This window comes from Paenibacillus sp. UNC496MF, assembly GCF_900113915.1.
GTDB lineage: Bacteria > Bacillota > Bacilli > Paenibacillales > Paenibacillaceae > Paenibacillus_Z > Paenibacillus_Z artemisiicola.
In genome coordinates, this window is the sequence record NZ_FORE01000004.1 from 961396 (window position 1) to 975828 (window position 14433).

At 60.7% G+C, this 14433-nt stretch carries 15 protein-coding genes; all 15 read left to right on the top strand.

What is annotated here, in order from left to right:
* The first annotated feature begins 252 nt into the window (after positions 1 to 252).
* Positions 253 to 774: a MarR family winged helix-turn-helix transcriptional regulator gene (locus BMZ79_RS04275; RefSeq protein WP_090636828.1), complete on the top strand. Its 522-nt coding sequence runs from the start codon at positions 253 to 255 to the stop codon at positions 772 to 774.
* A 1-nt stretch (position 775) separates the two neighbouring features.
* On the top strand, positions 776 to 1816 hold the full coding sequence (locus BMZ79_RS04280) for an Atu2307/SP_0267 family LLM class monooxygenase (RefSeq protein WP_090636830.1): 1041 nt from the start codon (positions 776 to 778) through the stop codon (positions 1814 to 1816).
* Positions 1817 to 1918: 102 nt separating this feature from the next.
* Positions 1919 to 2488 carry a TetR/AcrR family transcriptional regulator gene (locus BMZ79_RS04285; RefSeq protein ID WP_090636832.1) on the top strand — a complete coding sequence of 190 codons (570 nt, stop codon included), beginning with the start codon at positions 1919 to 1921 and terminating at the stop codon, positions 2486 to 2488.
* Positions 2489 to 2543: 55 nt separating this feature from the next.
* The gene (locus BMZ79_RS04290) at positions 2544 to 2897 is read left to right on the top strand and encodes an NIPSNAP family protein (protein WP_256252541.1); all 354 of its coding nucleotides are present in this window, start codon (positions 2544 to 2546) and stop codon (positions 2895 to 2897) included.
* A gap of 21 nt (positions 2898 to 2918) precedes the next feature.
* Complete coding sequence (locus BMZ79_RS04295; protein WP_090636834.1) at positions 2919 to 3458, top strand: NAD(P)H-dependent oxidoreductase; 540 nt, start codon at positions 2919 to 2921, stop codon at positions 3456 to 3458.
* Between the two features lies 1 nt (position 3459).
* Positions 3460 to 4095, top strand: a complete 636-nt coding sequence (locus BMZ79_RS04300; protein ID WP_090636836.1) for a DsbA family oxidoreductase — start codon at positions 3460 to 3462, stop codon at positions 4093 to 4095.
* 85 nt (positions 4096 to 4180) lie between these two features.
* Entirely contained in the window at positions 4181 to 4429 is a 249-nt protein-coding gene (locus BMZ79_RS04305) for a tautomerase family protein (RefSeq protein WP_090636838.1), read from the top strand.
* Between the two features lie 285 nt (positions 4430 to 4714).
* Positions 4715 to 5374, top strand: coding sequence for a spore coat protein (locus BMZ79_RS04310; RefSeq protein WP_090636840.1), 660 nt, complete (start codon positions 4715 to 4717; stop codon positions 5372 to 5374).
* 303 nt (positions 5375 to 5677) lie between these two features.
* Positions 5678 to 7852: an alpha-glucan family phosphorylase gene (gene glgP, locus BMZ79_RS04315; RefSeq protein ID WP_090636842.1), complete on the top strand. Its 2175-nt coding sequence runs from the start codon at positions 5678 to 5680 to the stop codon at positions 7850 to 7852.
* Positions 7853 to 8069: 217 nt separating this feature from the next.
* Positions 8070 to 8645 carry a TetR/AcrR family transcriptional regulator gene (locus BMZ79_RS04320; RefSeq protein ID WP_090636844.1) on the top strand — a complete coding sequence of 192 codons (576 nt, stop codon included), beginning with the start codon at positions 8070 to 8072 and terminating at the stop codon, positions 8643 to 8645.
* A gap of 214 nt (positions 8646 to 8859) precedes the next feature.
* Positions 8860 to 9438 (top strand): YjgB family protein, encoded by a 579-nt coding sequence (locus BMZ79_RS04325; protein ID WP_090636846.1) that lies wholly within the window; start codon positions 8860 to 8862, stop codon positions 9436 to 9438.
* 157 nt (positions 9439 to 9595) lie between these two features.
* A complete protein-coding gene (locus tag BMZ79_RS04330; RefSeq protein WP_090636848.1) occupies positions 9596 to 10924 on the top strand; it encodes an epoxide hydrolase family protein in 1329 nt (442 codons plus the stop codon).
* A gap of 478 nt (positions 10925 to 11402) precedes the next feature.
* Positions 11403 to 12278 (top strand): carbohydrate ABC transporter permease, encoded by an 876-nt coding sequence (locus BMZ79_RS04335; RefSeq protein WP_090636850.1) that lies wholly within the window; start codon positions 11403 to 11405, stop codon positions 12276 to 12278.
* 70 nt (positions 12279 to 12348) lie between these two features.
* The gene (locus BMZ79_RS04340; RefSeq protein WP_090636852.1) at positions 12349 to 13224 is read left to right on the top strand and encodes a carbohydrate ABC transporter permease; all 876 of its coding nucleotides are present in this window, start codon (positions 12349 to 12351) and stop codon (positions 13222 to 13224) included.
* Between the two features lie 40 nt (positions 13225 to 13264).
* Positions 13265 to 14407: an efflux RND transporter periplasmic adaptor subunit gene (locus BMZ79_RS04345; protein WP_090636854.1), complete on the top strand. Its 1143-nt coding sequence runs from the start codon at positions 13265 to 13267 to the stop codon at positions 14405 to 14407.
* The last annotated feature ends 26 nt before the right edge of the window (positions 14408 to 14433 follow it).

The following is a 14433-nucleotide window of genomic DNA, read 5'->3' on the forward strand; positions in this document are numbered from 1 at the left end:
CGGGAAGGAAGCGACGGCCTTAACGCGTCATGAGACAGACAAGCCGCCGCGGGAATCACGGCTTTTTCGGGTTCGCAGGCCAGCGAAAGGGGAGCGCGCGAACGGACGGAAGAGAATCGCCGGTTGACAAACGATTGAACTAGCTTTATTTTGTTTAATAGTGGATTAAATAATTATAGGATATTTTAATCCGCCGACGCGGGCCGGAGCATTCCGGTCTTCGCCAAGCCATTGAAGGGGGCTGGCCGAGCCTTGACGGAACGCCATGAAGAAGGGAAGGCGCTGGACCTGCGGCTGACGCGCGTCATCCGCAATATGGTCAGCGAGTTCTACGGAAGCCTGGAGAGCGAAATTCGCGGCTACGGGCTTAGTTTGGAGACGTTCCGCATCTTGGAATTTCTCTACAGCAAGGGTCCGCATCCGGTACAGAAAATAAGCGATACCTTCGCGATCCCGAGCGGAAGCATTACCTACGTCGTCGATAAGCTGGAGAAGCAGGGGTACGTGGAGCGGCAGCCGATTCCGGGCGATCGGCGGAAGACGAACGTCGCCTTGACCGGGGAAGGACGCAGTTACTTCGATACGATTTTCCCCAAGCACGTCGCGACCATCACCGATCATCTGTCCGACGCGACGGACGAGGAGAAGCGCGAGCTGATTCGCGTGCTGAAAAAAATCGGCTACGGGATCCAGCAGCGAAGAAACGGCGCAATCGGCGACGGCGCGGCTTCGAACGGATCGCATCTGGACAATGGACAACATGGGAGGACTTAACGTGGAAATCGGAATCGATTCTTTTGTGGAAACCACGCCGGACCCGAAGACGGGCCGAATGATGAGCCACGCGCAGCGATTGCGCGAGGTGGTGGAAGAGATCGTGCAGGCGGACAAGGTCGGATTGGATATCTTCGGCGTCGGCGAGCACCATCGGAAGGAGTTCGCGGATTCCGCGTCGGCCATGGTGCTGGCCGCCGCCGCCCCGATGACCGAGAACATCCGGCTGACAAGCTCGGTGACGGTGCTCTCCGCGGCGGATCCGGTACGCGTCTTCCAGCAGTTCGCCACGCTGGACGGCATCTCGAACGGACGGGCGGAGATCATCGTCGGCCGCGGCTCGCTGGTCGACGCGTTTCCGCTATTCGGCTACGATCTGGACGATTATGAAGAGCTGTTCGAAGAGAAACTGGAGCTGCTGCTCAAAATCAGGGACGCCGAGCGCGTCACCTGGAGAGGCGGACATCGTCCGGCGTTCACGAATCTGGGGGTGTATCCGCGTCCGGTGCAGGACCCGCTGCCGGTCTGGATCGGCAGCGGCGGGAATCCGGAGTCGGCCATTCGCGCCGGCGTGCTCGGTCTGCCGCTCGTCTTGGCGATCATCGGCGGCGATCCGCTGAAGTTCGCGCCGGTCGTGCAGCTCTACAAGAACGCGGCGGCCCGCGCGGGACACGATCCGTCGAAGCTGCGCGTCGCGCTGCATTCCCTCGGGTTCGTCGCGGAGAGCGACTCGCTGGCGGCCGACCAGTATTACCCGCCGACCAAAGCGTCGATGGATTATTTCGGCGGCGAGCGCGGCTGGGGCACGTACAGCCGGGCCTACTTCGATGCTTCGCGCGGACCCGAAGGCTCCTTGTACGTCGGCGATCCTCGGACGGTGGCCGATAAGATCCTGTTCATGAGCGAGCAGCTCGGCTTCTCGCGGTTCTTCCTGCATTTGCCGACCGGCACGATGCCGCACGACCAGGTCATGAACGCCATTCGTTTAATGGGCACCGAAGTCGCGCCGCGCGTTCGGGAGAAGCTCGCCCGGAAAGGCTGACCGACGCTTCCGGCTGCGGTGACCGGACGAGCTTCGTGGATTGGAGGATTTTAACGGGATCGGCCGCTTGACTTTGTATCTACTAGAAGGTAGAATGCAACCATGACCAACAATAAAAACACGGCGGAGTTGATTCTCGATACGGCTCAAGCCCTCGTGCAAGAGGTCGGATTCAACGGATTCAGCTACGCGCATATCGCTAGCAAAATCGGCATTCGCACGGCGAGCATTCACTACCACTTCCCGAACAAGGAAGATCTGGGAGAAGCGCTTATCGCCAGATACCACAGAGAGTTCCTCGCCGAAATTGCCCGAATCGACGCGGAGTCGTTGAACAACCTACGCAAGATGCGCAGCTACGTGGCGATCTTCGGCATCCCGGTCGATACGTACTGCACGTGCTTGAGCGTCATGCTGTCGTCCGATTTGGCCACCTTGTCGGAGCAGGTCCGCGAGAAGCTCGCCGCGTTTTTCACGTCGAACCTGGCGTGGGTGGAGCGCGTGCTGGAAGAAGGACGCCGCGAAGGGCATTTGCGCTTCGAGGGCGCCGCGAACGTCCGGGCGCATCAGATTTTGGCGTCGCTTCAGGGGGCGCAGCTGCTCGCAAGAAGCTTTCGGGACGCGAATCGGTTCAGCATGATCGCCGAAAGCCTCCTATCCGCTTTGACGTAACGGGCGAAGCGGATTCTTTTTTCCTCTGTAGTCTACCTTTTAATAGATAGATGAAATGCAAAACGAACAATCGGAGGTGTACCCGATGTTGTACGAGCTGCGAATGTACGACGTGACGCCGGGCAAGATGCCGGCGCTTCTCGACCGGTTCCGCGATCATGCGGTCGACTTGTTCCGGAAGCACGGAATGACGATCACGCAATTCTGGCAGGACGCGGACGAAGCCCGCAACCGGCTGTATTATGTCGTCGAGCATCCCGACATGGAAGCGCGCGACGCGAATTACGAGCGTTTCCGCAACGATCCCGAATGGCTCGAAGTCAGACGGACGTCCGAGCTGGACGGCCCCCTTATTCAGAAGCAGGAAAGTCTCTTCATGCATCAAGCGTCCTTTTTCCACCAATCCTAACGATAGAACGGAGCCATCTACATGAAAACATTGATCATCGTCACGCATCCGAATCTCGAGGCCTCCAACTGGAACAAAGCGTGGGTCGAGGAGCTGAAGAAGCAGTCCGACATCACGATTCACGACCTGTACAAGGAATACCCGGACGAACGCATCGACGTGCAGCGGGAGCAGCGGCTCGTCGAAGCGCATGACCGGATTATCTTCCAATACCCGCTGTACTGGTACAGCACGCCGCCGCTGCTCAAGAAATGGTTCGACGCCGTGCTCTTGTACAATTGGGCGTACGGTCCGGAGGCGGACAAGACGACCGGCAAGCAAATCGGGGTCGCGATCTCGACGTACGGCACGGCGGAATCGTACCAGCCGACGGGCTCCAACCGCTACACGCTGGATCAAATTCTGGCGCCGGTTCAAGCGCTTGCCCGGTTCATCAGCGCCGTCTATCTGCCGCACTTCGCGGTGAACGACACGTCCGACGTGACCCCGGAACGCCTCGCGCAAAGCAGCAAAGACTATGTGCGCCATCTGATGACGGTTCAGCCGGCGGCGGAGGCCTAATATGAACGGGAACGTAACGATCGACGTTTATATGGATACCGTCTGTCCCTGGTGCCGAATGGGGGCGGCAAGCCTGAACGCCGCGCTCGGGGAGCTGCCCGAAGGGACGACCGCCACGGTCCGTTATCATGCCTATCAGCTGAATCCCGGCATTCGCCCGGAAGGCGAGGACTACCGGAAGGTGATGATCGCCCGATTGGGCGGAACGGCGCAATTCGAAGCGAGAATGAAGCAATACAACGAGACCGGAGCTCATTTCGGTTTGCGGTACAACATGGATTTGGTGAAGGTAACGCCGAACACGACGCTGTCGCATCAATTGATCGCCTTGACGCCCGCGGACCGGCAATCGGAATTGATCGACCGCTTATACACGGCTTATTTCGAACAAGGCGTTGATCTCGGCGACGCGGACGAGCTTGCGGAAATCGCGCGGGCGGCCGGCATCACGGACGATCCCGCGGCGCTCAAGGCCCGATTGCTCGAGGGCGAAGGACTGGAGCACGTGGAGGCGGGTCAGCGCAGCGCGCGGAAGCTCGGCATCCGAGGCGTGCCGTACTACATCATCAACGAGAAGACGGCCTTAACGGGGCTGCAGTCGCCCGCCGATCTGCTGCGCGCCTTCGGGCGGCCGTAAGCGGATCGCGAACGTTGCCGGCCGCGAAAGCATCGAGATTCCCGATTGCTCCATACTAACACGAACCGAATGGAGGACATTCATCATGCCGATCGTTAATATCCAAGTCACCCGCGAAGGCAGCACGCCCGAGCGCGATTCCGTCACCGCGGAGGAAAAGGCCGCGCTCATCAAAGGCGTCAGCGAATTGCTCCGCGACGTGCTGAACAAGCCCCTGGAATCGACCTTCGTCGTCATCGAAGAGGTCGACACCGACAATTGGGGCTGGGGCGGACTTCCCGCGCTGGAATATCGCCGGAAGCTCGCCGCGAAGAAGGAAGCGGGCGAAGGCTGACGAGCGGTTTATGAGGCCTCGCCGCCCATTCAGTCCAACCGTTAACGGTTGAACAACAAGAAGCGTACCCGCATGCCAAGAGCCGCGTTCTCGTCGAACGCGGCTCTTGGCATGCGGGATTTTGGACGAAGGGGCATCCGGGATCTATCCTTAGACGCCTGCATAACAACGATCTCGGTTTGGCACGCTAACACGGGTTGCCGAACCCGGTCCGGTTACCGAACGTCGTTTAAGCCACCGCAAGCCCCACAACCGTACGTTCATCAGAGGAGGAAACGAACGATCATGGCAGCGAATTTAGGCGCGCACGAAACCATGGAGCTTCACGAACTGCTGGCCGCATCCGTATCGGACATCAACACCATGAGGCTGTACCGGCCGCACATCCAAGACCAGCGGCTGGCGCAGATCGCGGACAAGCAGCTCCAATTCGCCATCCAATCCTATAATCACTGCGTTCAAGCGGTTCAGCAGCTCGCCGGCGCGCAGCAGGGCATGTACGCCGCCCCGCCGGCGGCCCCGTACGGCATGCCGCGGAACGCCGCGCCCGTATACGGGCTCGACCATCCGGTTCCGCTGAGCCCGGACAATCGGATCGACGACCGCGACGTCGCATTCGCTTTATTGAATCTTCATAAAGCCGGCGCGACCATGAAGATCATTGCCGCGCTCGAATGCGCGAACCCGCAGCTGCGCGCCAACCTGCAGCAAGGCGCGGTCAATTGTTCCGAGCAAGCCTACGAGATCTGGCAGTACATGAATCAGGCGGGCTACTATCAAGTGCCGACGATGAAGGAGATCACGACGGAGACGACGCTGAACGCGTACCAGCCCGCGGCGGGCTTGAATCCCATGGGCATGGGCATGACGGGCGGCATGAGTCCTTCCCCGATGATGAACGGCGGCATGCACGTACCTCCGATGAACGGCGGGATGCCGCAATAAGCAGCCGGACGAAGCGATCGGAAGCCGTTCAAGCTTCCGATCCGCGTCCGCTCGACCGCCTTCGCCGCCATTCGGCCAAGTTCGCAACAAGTCCGCGCCCGGCGCGGGCTTTTTTTATTTTTCGGCGCATCAGGTTCTAATCCGGAATATCCGCCCGATTCGCGCTTATCGGCGACGGCTCGCCCTGCGGCGGCACGGGCTTGCCATAGGCACGCGTACCTCAAACCGGCATATAGTATAGAGGCGCCGGGTTAGGCGCTTACATGGCTAACGCGCAATGATGAGCGAAAATGAGGTGGGACGATGCAATCTTGCGAAATCGCGTATTTCTCGGCGGAGTTCGGACTTGATGAATCCTTGCCGATTTACTCGGGCGGTCTTGGCATATTGGCGGGCGACCATATAAAGGCAGCGGCAGATTTGAACGTAACGCTTACGGGCGTTGGCATATTTTACGGCAATGGGTATTTCCGGCAGCGCATCGACGAGGGCGGCGCGCAGCAGCATCTCTATCCCGCGGTCGATCCGGAGGCCAGCGTCTATCGGGTGCGGCCCGTGCGGGACGACAACGGCCGGCCGATCGTCATCGAGGTTCCGCTGGGCGGCAGGAAGGTGCATGCCAAGGCGTGGTCCGTTCGGCTCGGCTCCGTCACGCTCTACCTGCTGAGCACGGACGTCGAATCGAACGGCGAGGCGGACCGGCGGTTGACCGACACGCTGTATCCCGCCGATCACGACATCCGGATCTGTCAAGAAATGCTCCTCGGCATCGGCGGCACGAGGCTGCTTGCGGCGCTCGGCATCCGGCCGGACGTCTGGCATATGAACGAAGGGCACTGCGCGTTCCTGACGCTGGAGCGCATCCGCATGCTTTCCGCGGAAGACGTGCCGTTCGAGACGGCGCTCGAAGCGGTCAAAGCCAGCACCGTCTTTACGACGCACACGCCGGTACCGGCCGGACACGACGTCTTCTCCTTCGACCAGATGGACCGTTATTTCGGCGACTATTACTGGCAGCTCGGGACGGACCGCGAGCGGATCCTGTCGCTTGGCCGCGCGGACGGCGCGTTCAACATGACGCGTCTGGCCGTCAGCACCTCGTCGAGGGTGAACGGCGTGAGCAAGCTTCACGGCGACGTGACGCGGGAGCTGTTCCGCCGGTGGATGCCGCATATTCCGAAGCCGGACGTTCCCGTCGACTCGGTCACGAACGGCATTCATATCGGGACCTGGCTGGCAACCGGGATGAAGGAACTGTTCGACCGGTATCTGCCGTCCGACTGGACCGTTCGGACGGCAGATCCGGAGACGTGGCGAGCCGTCCGCGATATTCCGCATCAAGAGCTGTGGGCGGCGCATCAACAGGCGAAGGCGAGCCTTATCGCGGCGTTCGGCCTGCCGCTCGACGCGTCGGGCGAAGGGCCGCTGGTCATCGGGTTTGCCAGACGGTTCGCGACCTATAAGCGGGCGTTGCTGATCTTCAGCGACCCGGACCGGCTCGCGCGCCTGCTGGGCGACGCGCGGCGTCCCGTGTGCCTGGTGTTCTCGGGCAAAGCGCATCCCGCGGACGGACCGGGACGGGAGCTGATCCGCAGGATCGTGCATTTGTCCCGCGAGGACCGGTTCAAGGGCCGCGTCCACCTGATCGAGGACTACGCGATGGATCGCGCGAAGAAGCTCGTCCAAGGCGTCGACGTCTGGCTCAACACGCCGACGAAGCCGATGGAAGCTAGCGGCACGAGCGGGCAAAAGGCCGCCCTGAACGGCGTGCTCAATTGCAGCGTCCTGGACGGTTGGTGGGTCGAAGGCTACAACGGGCGGAACGGCTGGGCCATCGAGAGCGCGGCGGACGCCGACGCGGAGCTCCAGGCGGCGCGGGACAGCGAAGCGCTCTATCGGCTGCTGGAGGAAGAGATCGTGCCGCTGTATTACAAGCGGGGCGAACGGAAGATCCCGATGGACTGGGTGAACCTCATGAAGGAGTCGATCTGTTCGCTCGCGCCCGTCTTCAACACCCACCGGATGGTGGACGAATACCGGAATCGGGTGTATATTCCCGCGAGCGCGAGGGGAAAGCGGTTCGCCGCGGACGGGTTCGAGGTCGCGTCAAGGGTAGCCGCCTACAAGCAGTTCATTCGCAGCCAGTGGCCCGGCGTCCATGTGCGGAAAGTGGACCTTCTGGCCGACAACAGCAGCCGGATCGGCCTGAACAAATCGGCGTTCCGCGCCGAAATCGGGCTTGGCGCGATCTGGCATAAGGACGTCCGCGTGGAAGCGGTCGGCTCGGACGGCAGGCAAGGCATCTGGAAGGCGAGGCTGGATCCGGTCCAGCAGCTGGCCAAGGGAATCTACGTTTACGAGGGGTCGAGTCCCGACGTCGCGATCGACATCTGGAAGGCGAACGTCAACGTGCGGGTCACGCCGGTCAGCCCGGATTTCGCGAACGAATTCGAGATGGAGCTCTCCGCCTGGGGGTAAAGCGAATCGAGGCGGACAGCATCGATTACGATAATAAGACGCAAGTTTTAGCGCGCCTTCCCGCGATGAAGCCGGCACCTCGCCGTCATCGATCGCGGGGAGGCGCTTTTTTTGCAGCCGTGCCGGCCTATTCGTACCGCTGCCGGTTTCGATGGCGTTTTCTTGACCGTTTGTTCCAGATATGCTACATTGGCTGCAACGGAAAGGGGACCGAACCATGGCACGGACGAAAGAATTCGATCAAGACGCCGTCATCGAGAAAGCGATGCGGCTCTTCTGGGAGCAGGGCTACGAGAAGACGTCCATGAAGGATTTGGTCGCGCACATGGGGATTCATAAAGGCAGCATGTACGATACCTTCGGCGACAAGCAAGCGTTGTACTTCAAAGCCTTGGACCGCTACGCCGACATGACCGAACAGGCCGTTCTGGCGCGCGTCGCCGAGGCTCGTTCCGCCAAGGAAGCCATTCGGATGCTCTTGGAAGCGACCCTTCAAGCGGATCAACCGCATCCGGACGGCTGCTTCATCGTCAATACGGCGGTCGAGCTGGCCAAGCACGACCCGGAAGCGAAGGAACGCGTGCTCCGCAACTGGAGCCGGACGGAGCAGTGGTTCCGCGACCTGATCGCGCGCGGCCGGCAATCCGGCGAACTCGGCGACGCGCTGGATACCGAAGGGTTGGCTTCTTCGCTGATGAACGCCTACATCGGCCTGACCGTCATGGCGAAGACCGTAACGGACCGCGCTAAATTGCGCGCGATTATCGACATGCACATGAAAATGCTGGATTAAAGCGAAAGGATCATGGCGGTAAGCCGTGATCCTTTTTTGCGCGGGCCGCGAATTCGATCGCGGGGCCGCGCGTCGCAGCGGTGAATCCGAGAGGGTTCATCAAGCCGAAGAAGGCGGTTAATTCGCCGGGCTTCCGGGTAAATTATCGGGGTTGATTCGAATTCCCACTCAGACTCAGATTCAGATTCAGATAATCGAACGCCGGAGGGATTAGATGAGGAACTATGTGACAACGATCGCGCTGGTCGGCACGCTCGCCGGCATGATCGCGGCATCCGGTACCGCCGCGCATGCCGGCGCCAGCGAAGCGGCCGGGAAAATCCGCCCGTTCAACGCCGGCGACGCGGCGATGGCGCTGAAGACGTTGAACGGCTTTTATAAACCGGCGCTGGCCGGACAATTCCCGGGCGAGGCGAGCGGATTGACAATCGGGGCCAGCACGCGCCAGAACGTCATCGGCAAGATCGGCCAACCGGACAAGACGAGAACGAACGCGGACGGGTTCGACTTGTATCACGCGGAGATGGGGCATCCCGGCTATGCCATCGCCTACAAGCTGAACAAGGTTCGGGAAATGCGCTACTTCGGCACGCAGGTCGAACGGCAAACGAACATCGGCGGGATATCGAAGAAACTGCTGTTCGGCAAATGGGGCAAGCCTTCCGGCTCGGTCGCCATCCGGAACGGTTCGCTGGTCCAGCAAAAAATCACCTACAACCGCGGCAAGTACAAGCTTGCGTTTATCTTCAACAGCAGCACGAACCTCGACCATATTAACCTGCTCAAACGTTGATCGTCCGAGTCGGGAAGGACCATGGCGGCGCGAAGGGGGAAACCCTCGCGCCGTTTTTTTTGTCGTTGCGCCCACGAATAGAAATCGCCCGGCGGTTGGAACTTAATGCAAGGCAGGCTATCCACAACACGACCTAATCGATTGGAGCGCTTGATTCATGAGGGACAACTTCCGCAAGCGAATGACGATGATTTTGGCGCTGGCCATGGGCTTGACGAGCTTCGGGACGATTGCCGTCGCCCAGCTGCCGTCCGATGCGACGCCTATTCATAAGGCAATGGCCGGCGGGCGTAAGGAGACGGCGGCCATTCGGCCGTTTCGCGTGCATGTTCCCGATGCGGAGCTGGCCGACCTGCGCAGGCGCATTCTGGCGACCCGGTGGCCGGACAAGGAAACGGTATCCGACCAATCGCAAGGCGTGCAGCTCGCCACCATCCAGGCGCTCGCGCATTACTGGGCCGCGGATTACGATTGGCGTAAATTCGAGAACCGGCTGAATACGATTCCGCAATTCGTCACGACGATCGACGGCGAAGACATTCACTTCATCCACGTGCGCTCGAAGCATAAAGGCGCGCTGCCGATCATCCTCACGCATGGCTGGCCGGGCTCGTTCATCGAGATGCTGAAAATCATCGGGCCGCTGACGGACCCGACGGCGTACGGCGGCAAAGCGGAGGATGCGTTCGATGTCGTGATACCGTCCATTCCCGGCTACGGATTTTCCTCCAAACCGACGACGACCGGCTGGGATCCCGACCGCATCGCCCGCGCGTGGGACGTGCTCATGAAGCGTCTGGGCTACGACAAGTACGTGGCGCAGGGCGGGGATTGGGGAGCCATCATCACGGACTTGATGGGCGTGCAGCAGCCGAAAGGCTTGCTCGGCATTCATTCCAACATGCCGGGAACCGTGCCGGTTCACATCCATCAAGCCCTGACATGCCGCAGTCCGATGCCCTCCGGACTATCAGAAGACGAGCAGCGCGCGTGGAACGAGCTGGCTTACGTCTACGGTCACATCGGCTACGCCGAGCTCATGGGCACGCGTCCGCAAACCTTGACCGGACTGGCCGATTCGCCCGTCGGGCTGGCCGCCTTCATGCTCGATCACGACGCGAAGAGCCTGGAGCTGATCAGCCGGGCGTTCGCCGGACAGCCCGAGGGACTGTCGCGGGACGACGCGCTCGACAACATCACGATGTACTGGCTGACGAATACGCCGATCTCCTCGGCTCGCCTCTACTGGGAGAACAAGCATCCCTTTTTTACCGCGAAGGGCGTCAAGATCCCGGCCGCGATCAGCGTCTTCCCCGACGAGCTCTATCAAGCCCCGGAGAGCTGGGCCAAGCAGGCGTACCCGAATCTAATCTACTTCAGCAGGGTGAATAAAGGCGGGCATTTCGCGGCATGGGAACAGCCGGCTTTGTTTACGGAAGAGCTGCGGGCGGCGTTCAGGCCGCTGCGCAAGGGGACGAACGGTTAGACGGTTGCGGCAGGGAACGTAAAGCGGTCGTTAACAAATGTAATACGATTGCAATGTTGCGTTCATCCTGCCATAACGAAACAAGCCTATACTAGAACTCGACCCCCTTTTTAAAATAAACACGTTGGCCCGCGGTTTTTGCCGCGGGTCTCTTTTTTTTTGTTTCTGGAACGCGCGATCCGGTCCTAAGGTTTTTTTGGTTTTGCCAAGTCGAGCGAACTGGAGATTTGCGTTCGTTATCTAGGAGACCAAATTATTAATAACGTTAAGTTCTTTTGGTTAACATAATAATTGTTATGTAATTCAATATTCGTTTGACGCTCCCCGGCCATAGATCCGCGATTCCGATGGTTTATGTCATTAAATAATCTTTCTCTCCAGCCCCGCCCATCGTTTAAGGGAAACTTTACTTTCTGCCGCTTTTTTCTTAATGAGTCTGCCTTAGGCTATAAGCAAGAAGGACGGGAGGGATTCGGCCATGAGGTTTTGGAGTTCGCTGCGCCGCAGGGATGCGCCGGCAGCCTGGGCGTTTTTGGCGCCGAGCTTGATCGGGTTCGCGCTGTTCTATTTGATCCCGTTTGCCATGAGCGTGTTCGATTCCTTCCTGGCCGGGCCGGATGGCGGCCATTTCGCCGGGCTGGCCAATTACCGCGAATTGCTCGCGAGCGGCTCGTTCCGCAAGGCGGCGGCCAATACGTTCTTCTTCAGCGCGGTAAGCGTGCCGCTCAACCTTGCGCTGTCGCTGACGCTCGCCCTGCTGCTGAACCGCGGCAGCTACCTGCGCCGATGGCTGCGAACCGCCTATGTGCTGCCGCTCGTGGTGCCGGTGGCGTCCGTCGTCCTGATTTGGCAGATCCTGCTGGACTGGAACGGCGCCTTGAACGCTTGGCTCGCGTGGTTCGGCTTCGATCGCGTCGATTGGATGAAGTCGGCTGCCGCCCGCTACGCGGTGATCGCTTTCTACCTGTGGAAGAACGTCGGCTACACCATCATTCTGTTCCTGGCGGGGCTGCAGCAGATTCCGCAAGATTATTACGAGACCGCCCGGATCGAGGGAGCGGGCCGCCTTCGCCAGTTCGGCAGCGTGACGCTGGTGTATCTGACCTCCACGACGTTCTTCGTCGTCGTCGTATCGATCATGAACTCGTTCAAGGTGTTCCGGGAGACGTACCTGATCGCCGGCGAATATCCGCATGACAGCATCTATATGCTGCAGCACTACATGAACAACATGTTCATGTCGATGGACCCGCAGAAGCTGACGGCGGGCGCGACGCTGATGGCCGCGTGCTTCCTGCTGATCGTGCTGGGATTGTTCGCGCTGGAACGGCGATACCGGCGGTTCATGGACTAGCCTTCGGCGATTGGCGCGGGAGTTGATTAGCAATTTTTGGAAGTCGCTGGAACGGAGGTGGAACACGTTCATGTCCGCGCTTAAGATCGCGCAAAAAGGCGCGCTAACGCTCATACTGGGAGCCGTCGCGCTGTTGATGCTGTTCCCCGTCGTCCTCACGTGCGCCGATTCGTTCATGACCGGCATGGAGATCGGCATCGACTACGGCTCCGTCGGGCAGACGGAAGCGGGGCAGCCGGGAAGGGAAGCGCCCTTCGCGAACGTGAAGCTGGTGCCGGATCAAGCGTCGCTGGAGCAATACCGCAAACTATTGATCGATACCCCGGATTACTTGAAGCTCTTCTGGAATTCGGCGGGGCTGGTCGCGCCGATCATCGCGGGGCAGACCGCCGTCGCCGCTTGCGCCGCCTATGCGCTGGCCAAGCTGCGGTTTCGCGGTCGCGATCCGCTGTTTCTCGCGTACCTGCTGACGATGCTGATGCCGTTCCAGGTCACGCTGGTGCCCAATTATATCATGGCGGATAAGCTGGGACTGATGAACAGCCGGGGCGCCATCATCCTGCCGGGCATCTTCGCGGCGTTCGGCGTGTTCATGCTCCGGCAATTCATGCTGCACATCCCCTATGCCTACATCGAAGCGGCGAAGATCGACGGCGCCGGCCATGTCCGGATTTTCCGTACGATTATCCTCCCGATGGTGAAGCCGGGCATCGCCGCGCTCGTCATTCTGCTATTCGTGGATTATTGGAACATGGTGGAGCAGCCGCTCGTTTTTTTGCAGGATCCGTTCAAGCAGCCGCTGTCCGTCTTCCTGGCGCAGCTGAGCGCGGACAAAGGAATCGCGTTCGCCGCCTCGGTCGTCTATATGGCGCCGATGGTGCTGCTGTTCCTGTACGCGGAAACGTATTTCATCGAGGGCGTCCAATTGTCGGGCATCAAGGGGTAGCCGGTCATCGGCCAAACTGTGCAGAGGAGTAGAACGGAAGATGCGAGAGGAAACGGCCGACCGCGGGCGCAAACGAACGATTCGTTTGCTGTTTCTCGCCGGAACGGGATTGTTGTTGTTTTTTACCTTTTTCAGCCATACGCTGCTGTCGTTCACCCTGCCGAAGGTGACCGCGGAGGAAGCGGCAAGCGGAAGCCTCGCGTTCGCGCTCGAGGGCAGCGGCACGGTCCAGCCCGTAACGGTCGCGTCGCTGGCGAATCCTGCCGGCTGGAAAGTGCGGGACATTCTTGTCCGGGAAGGGGATCGGGTGAAGAAAGGCCAGACGCTGATCACCTACGACGCTTCGGCGGCCGAGCAAGAGCTGGCGGACGAGACGGCCCTGCTCGCAAAGATGAAGCTCGAACTAGAGAGCGCGCAAGACCGCTACATACAGCTCGCGAGGGATGGCGATCCCTTCCAGATTCGCGGCGCGAAGCGCGACATCGACGCGCAGAAGCTCGACCTGGCGACGCAGGAGCGGAAGTTGGGCGGACTTCGGAAGAAACTGGACGACGAGCGGAAGCTGACGGCGCCGTACGACGGCACGATCACGGCTCTGCATGCCGTGGAAGGCTCGGCGCCCGGCGGAGAGCCGGATGCGGTTATGGCCGGCAGCGGCCAGGGGTTCCGGTTCGAGCTCGCCGTGGATGCGGCGCTCGCGTCCGACCTCGGCGTCGCGCTCGGGCAGCGGATCGACGTCGCCGTCGCCGCGTCGGGCCGGCCGCCGCGAACCGTGAAAGGGACCGTGGCCGAGCTCGCCGATACCGGACCGCGGGCGGACGTTTCGTCCGGCGAGGCCGCGGCGGCGATCCCGCAAAAGCGGCTGCGGATTCAGCTTGCCGACCCCGGGCTGAAAGGAGGTGAGCAGGCGCATCTCCGGCTGGAGAAGCGTTCGAGCGAAGAAGGATGGATCGTATCCGGCGGCGCCGTTCACCGGGACCGCGACGGAGACTATGTCTTTCGGATCGAAGAGCGGCGGGGCGCGCTCGGCAACGTCTATATCGCGCGCAAGGTCCCGCTGAAGGAAAGCCGGTCGAACGGCACGGAGACGATGATTCGATCGGATACGATTTACGAGCACGACCTGATCATCCAAGCGAGCAGCGAGCCCCTGCAGGACGGCGACCGCGTACGGCTGCAATAGCCGCGCGCCGCGGCGGGGCATCGAAT

Coding starts and splice junctions, on each gene's coding strand:
- BMZ79_RS04285 (WP_090636832.1), top strand. CDS start 1,919: ATGACCAACAATAAAAACACGGCGGAGTTGATTCTCGATACGGCTCAA.
- BMZ79_RS04290 (WP_256252541.1), top strand. CDS start 2,544: ATGCAAAACGAACAATCGGAGGTGTACCCGATGTTGTACGAGCTGCGA.
- BMZ79_RS04295 (WP_090636834.1), top strand. CDS start 2,919: ATGAAAACATTGATCATCGTCACGCATCCGAATCTCGAGGCCTCCAAC.
- BMZ79_RS04300 (WP_090636836.1), top strand. CDS start 3,460: ATGAACGGGAACGTAACGATCGACGTTTATATGGATACCGTCTGTCCC.
- BMZ79_RS04305 (WP_090636838.1), top strand. CDS start 4,181: ATGCCGATCGTTAATATCCAAGTCACCCGCGAAGGCAGCACGCCCGAG.
- BMZ79_RS04310 (WP_090636840.1), top strand. CDS start 4,715: ATGGCAGCGAATTTAGGCGCGCACGAAACCATGGAGCTTCACGAACTG.
- glgP (WP_090636842.1), top strand. CDS start 5,678: ATGCAATCTTGCGAAATCGCGTATTTCTCGGCGGAGTTCGGACTTGAT.
- BMZ79_RS04320 (WP_090636844.1), top strand. CDS start 8,070: ATGGCACGGACGAAAGAATTCGATCAAGACGCCGTCATCGAGAAAGCG.
- BMZ79_RS04325 (WP_090636846.1), top strand. CDS start 8,860: ATGAGGAACTATGTGACAACGATCGCGCTGGTCGGCACGCTCGCCGGC.
- BMZ79_RS04330 (WP_090636848.1), top strand. CDS start 9,596: ATGAGGGACAACTTCCGCAAGCGAATGACGATGATTTTGGCGCTGGCC.
- BMZ79_RS04335 (WP_090636850.1), top strand. CDS start 11,403: ATGAGGTTTTGGAGTTCGCTGCGCCGCAGGGATGCGCCGGCAGCCTGG.
- BMZ79_RS04340 (WP_090636852.1), top strand. CDS start 12,349: ATGTCCGCGCTTAAGATCGCGCAAAAAGGCGCGCTAACGCTCATACTG.
- BMZ79_RS04345 (WP_090636854.1), top strand. CDS start 13,265: ATGCGAGAGGAAACGGCCGACCGCGGGCGCAAACGAACGATTCGTTTG.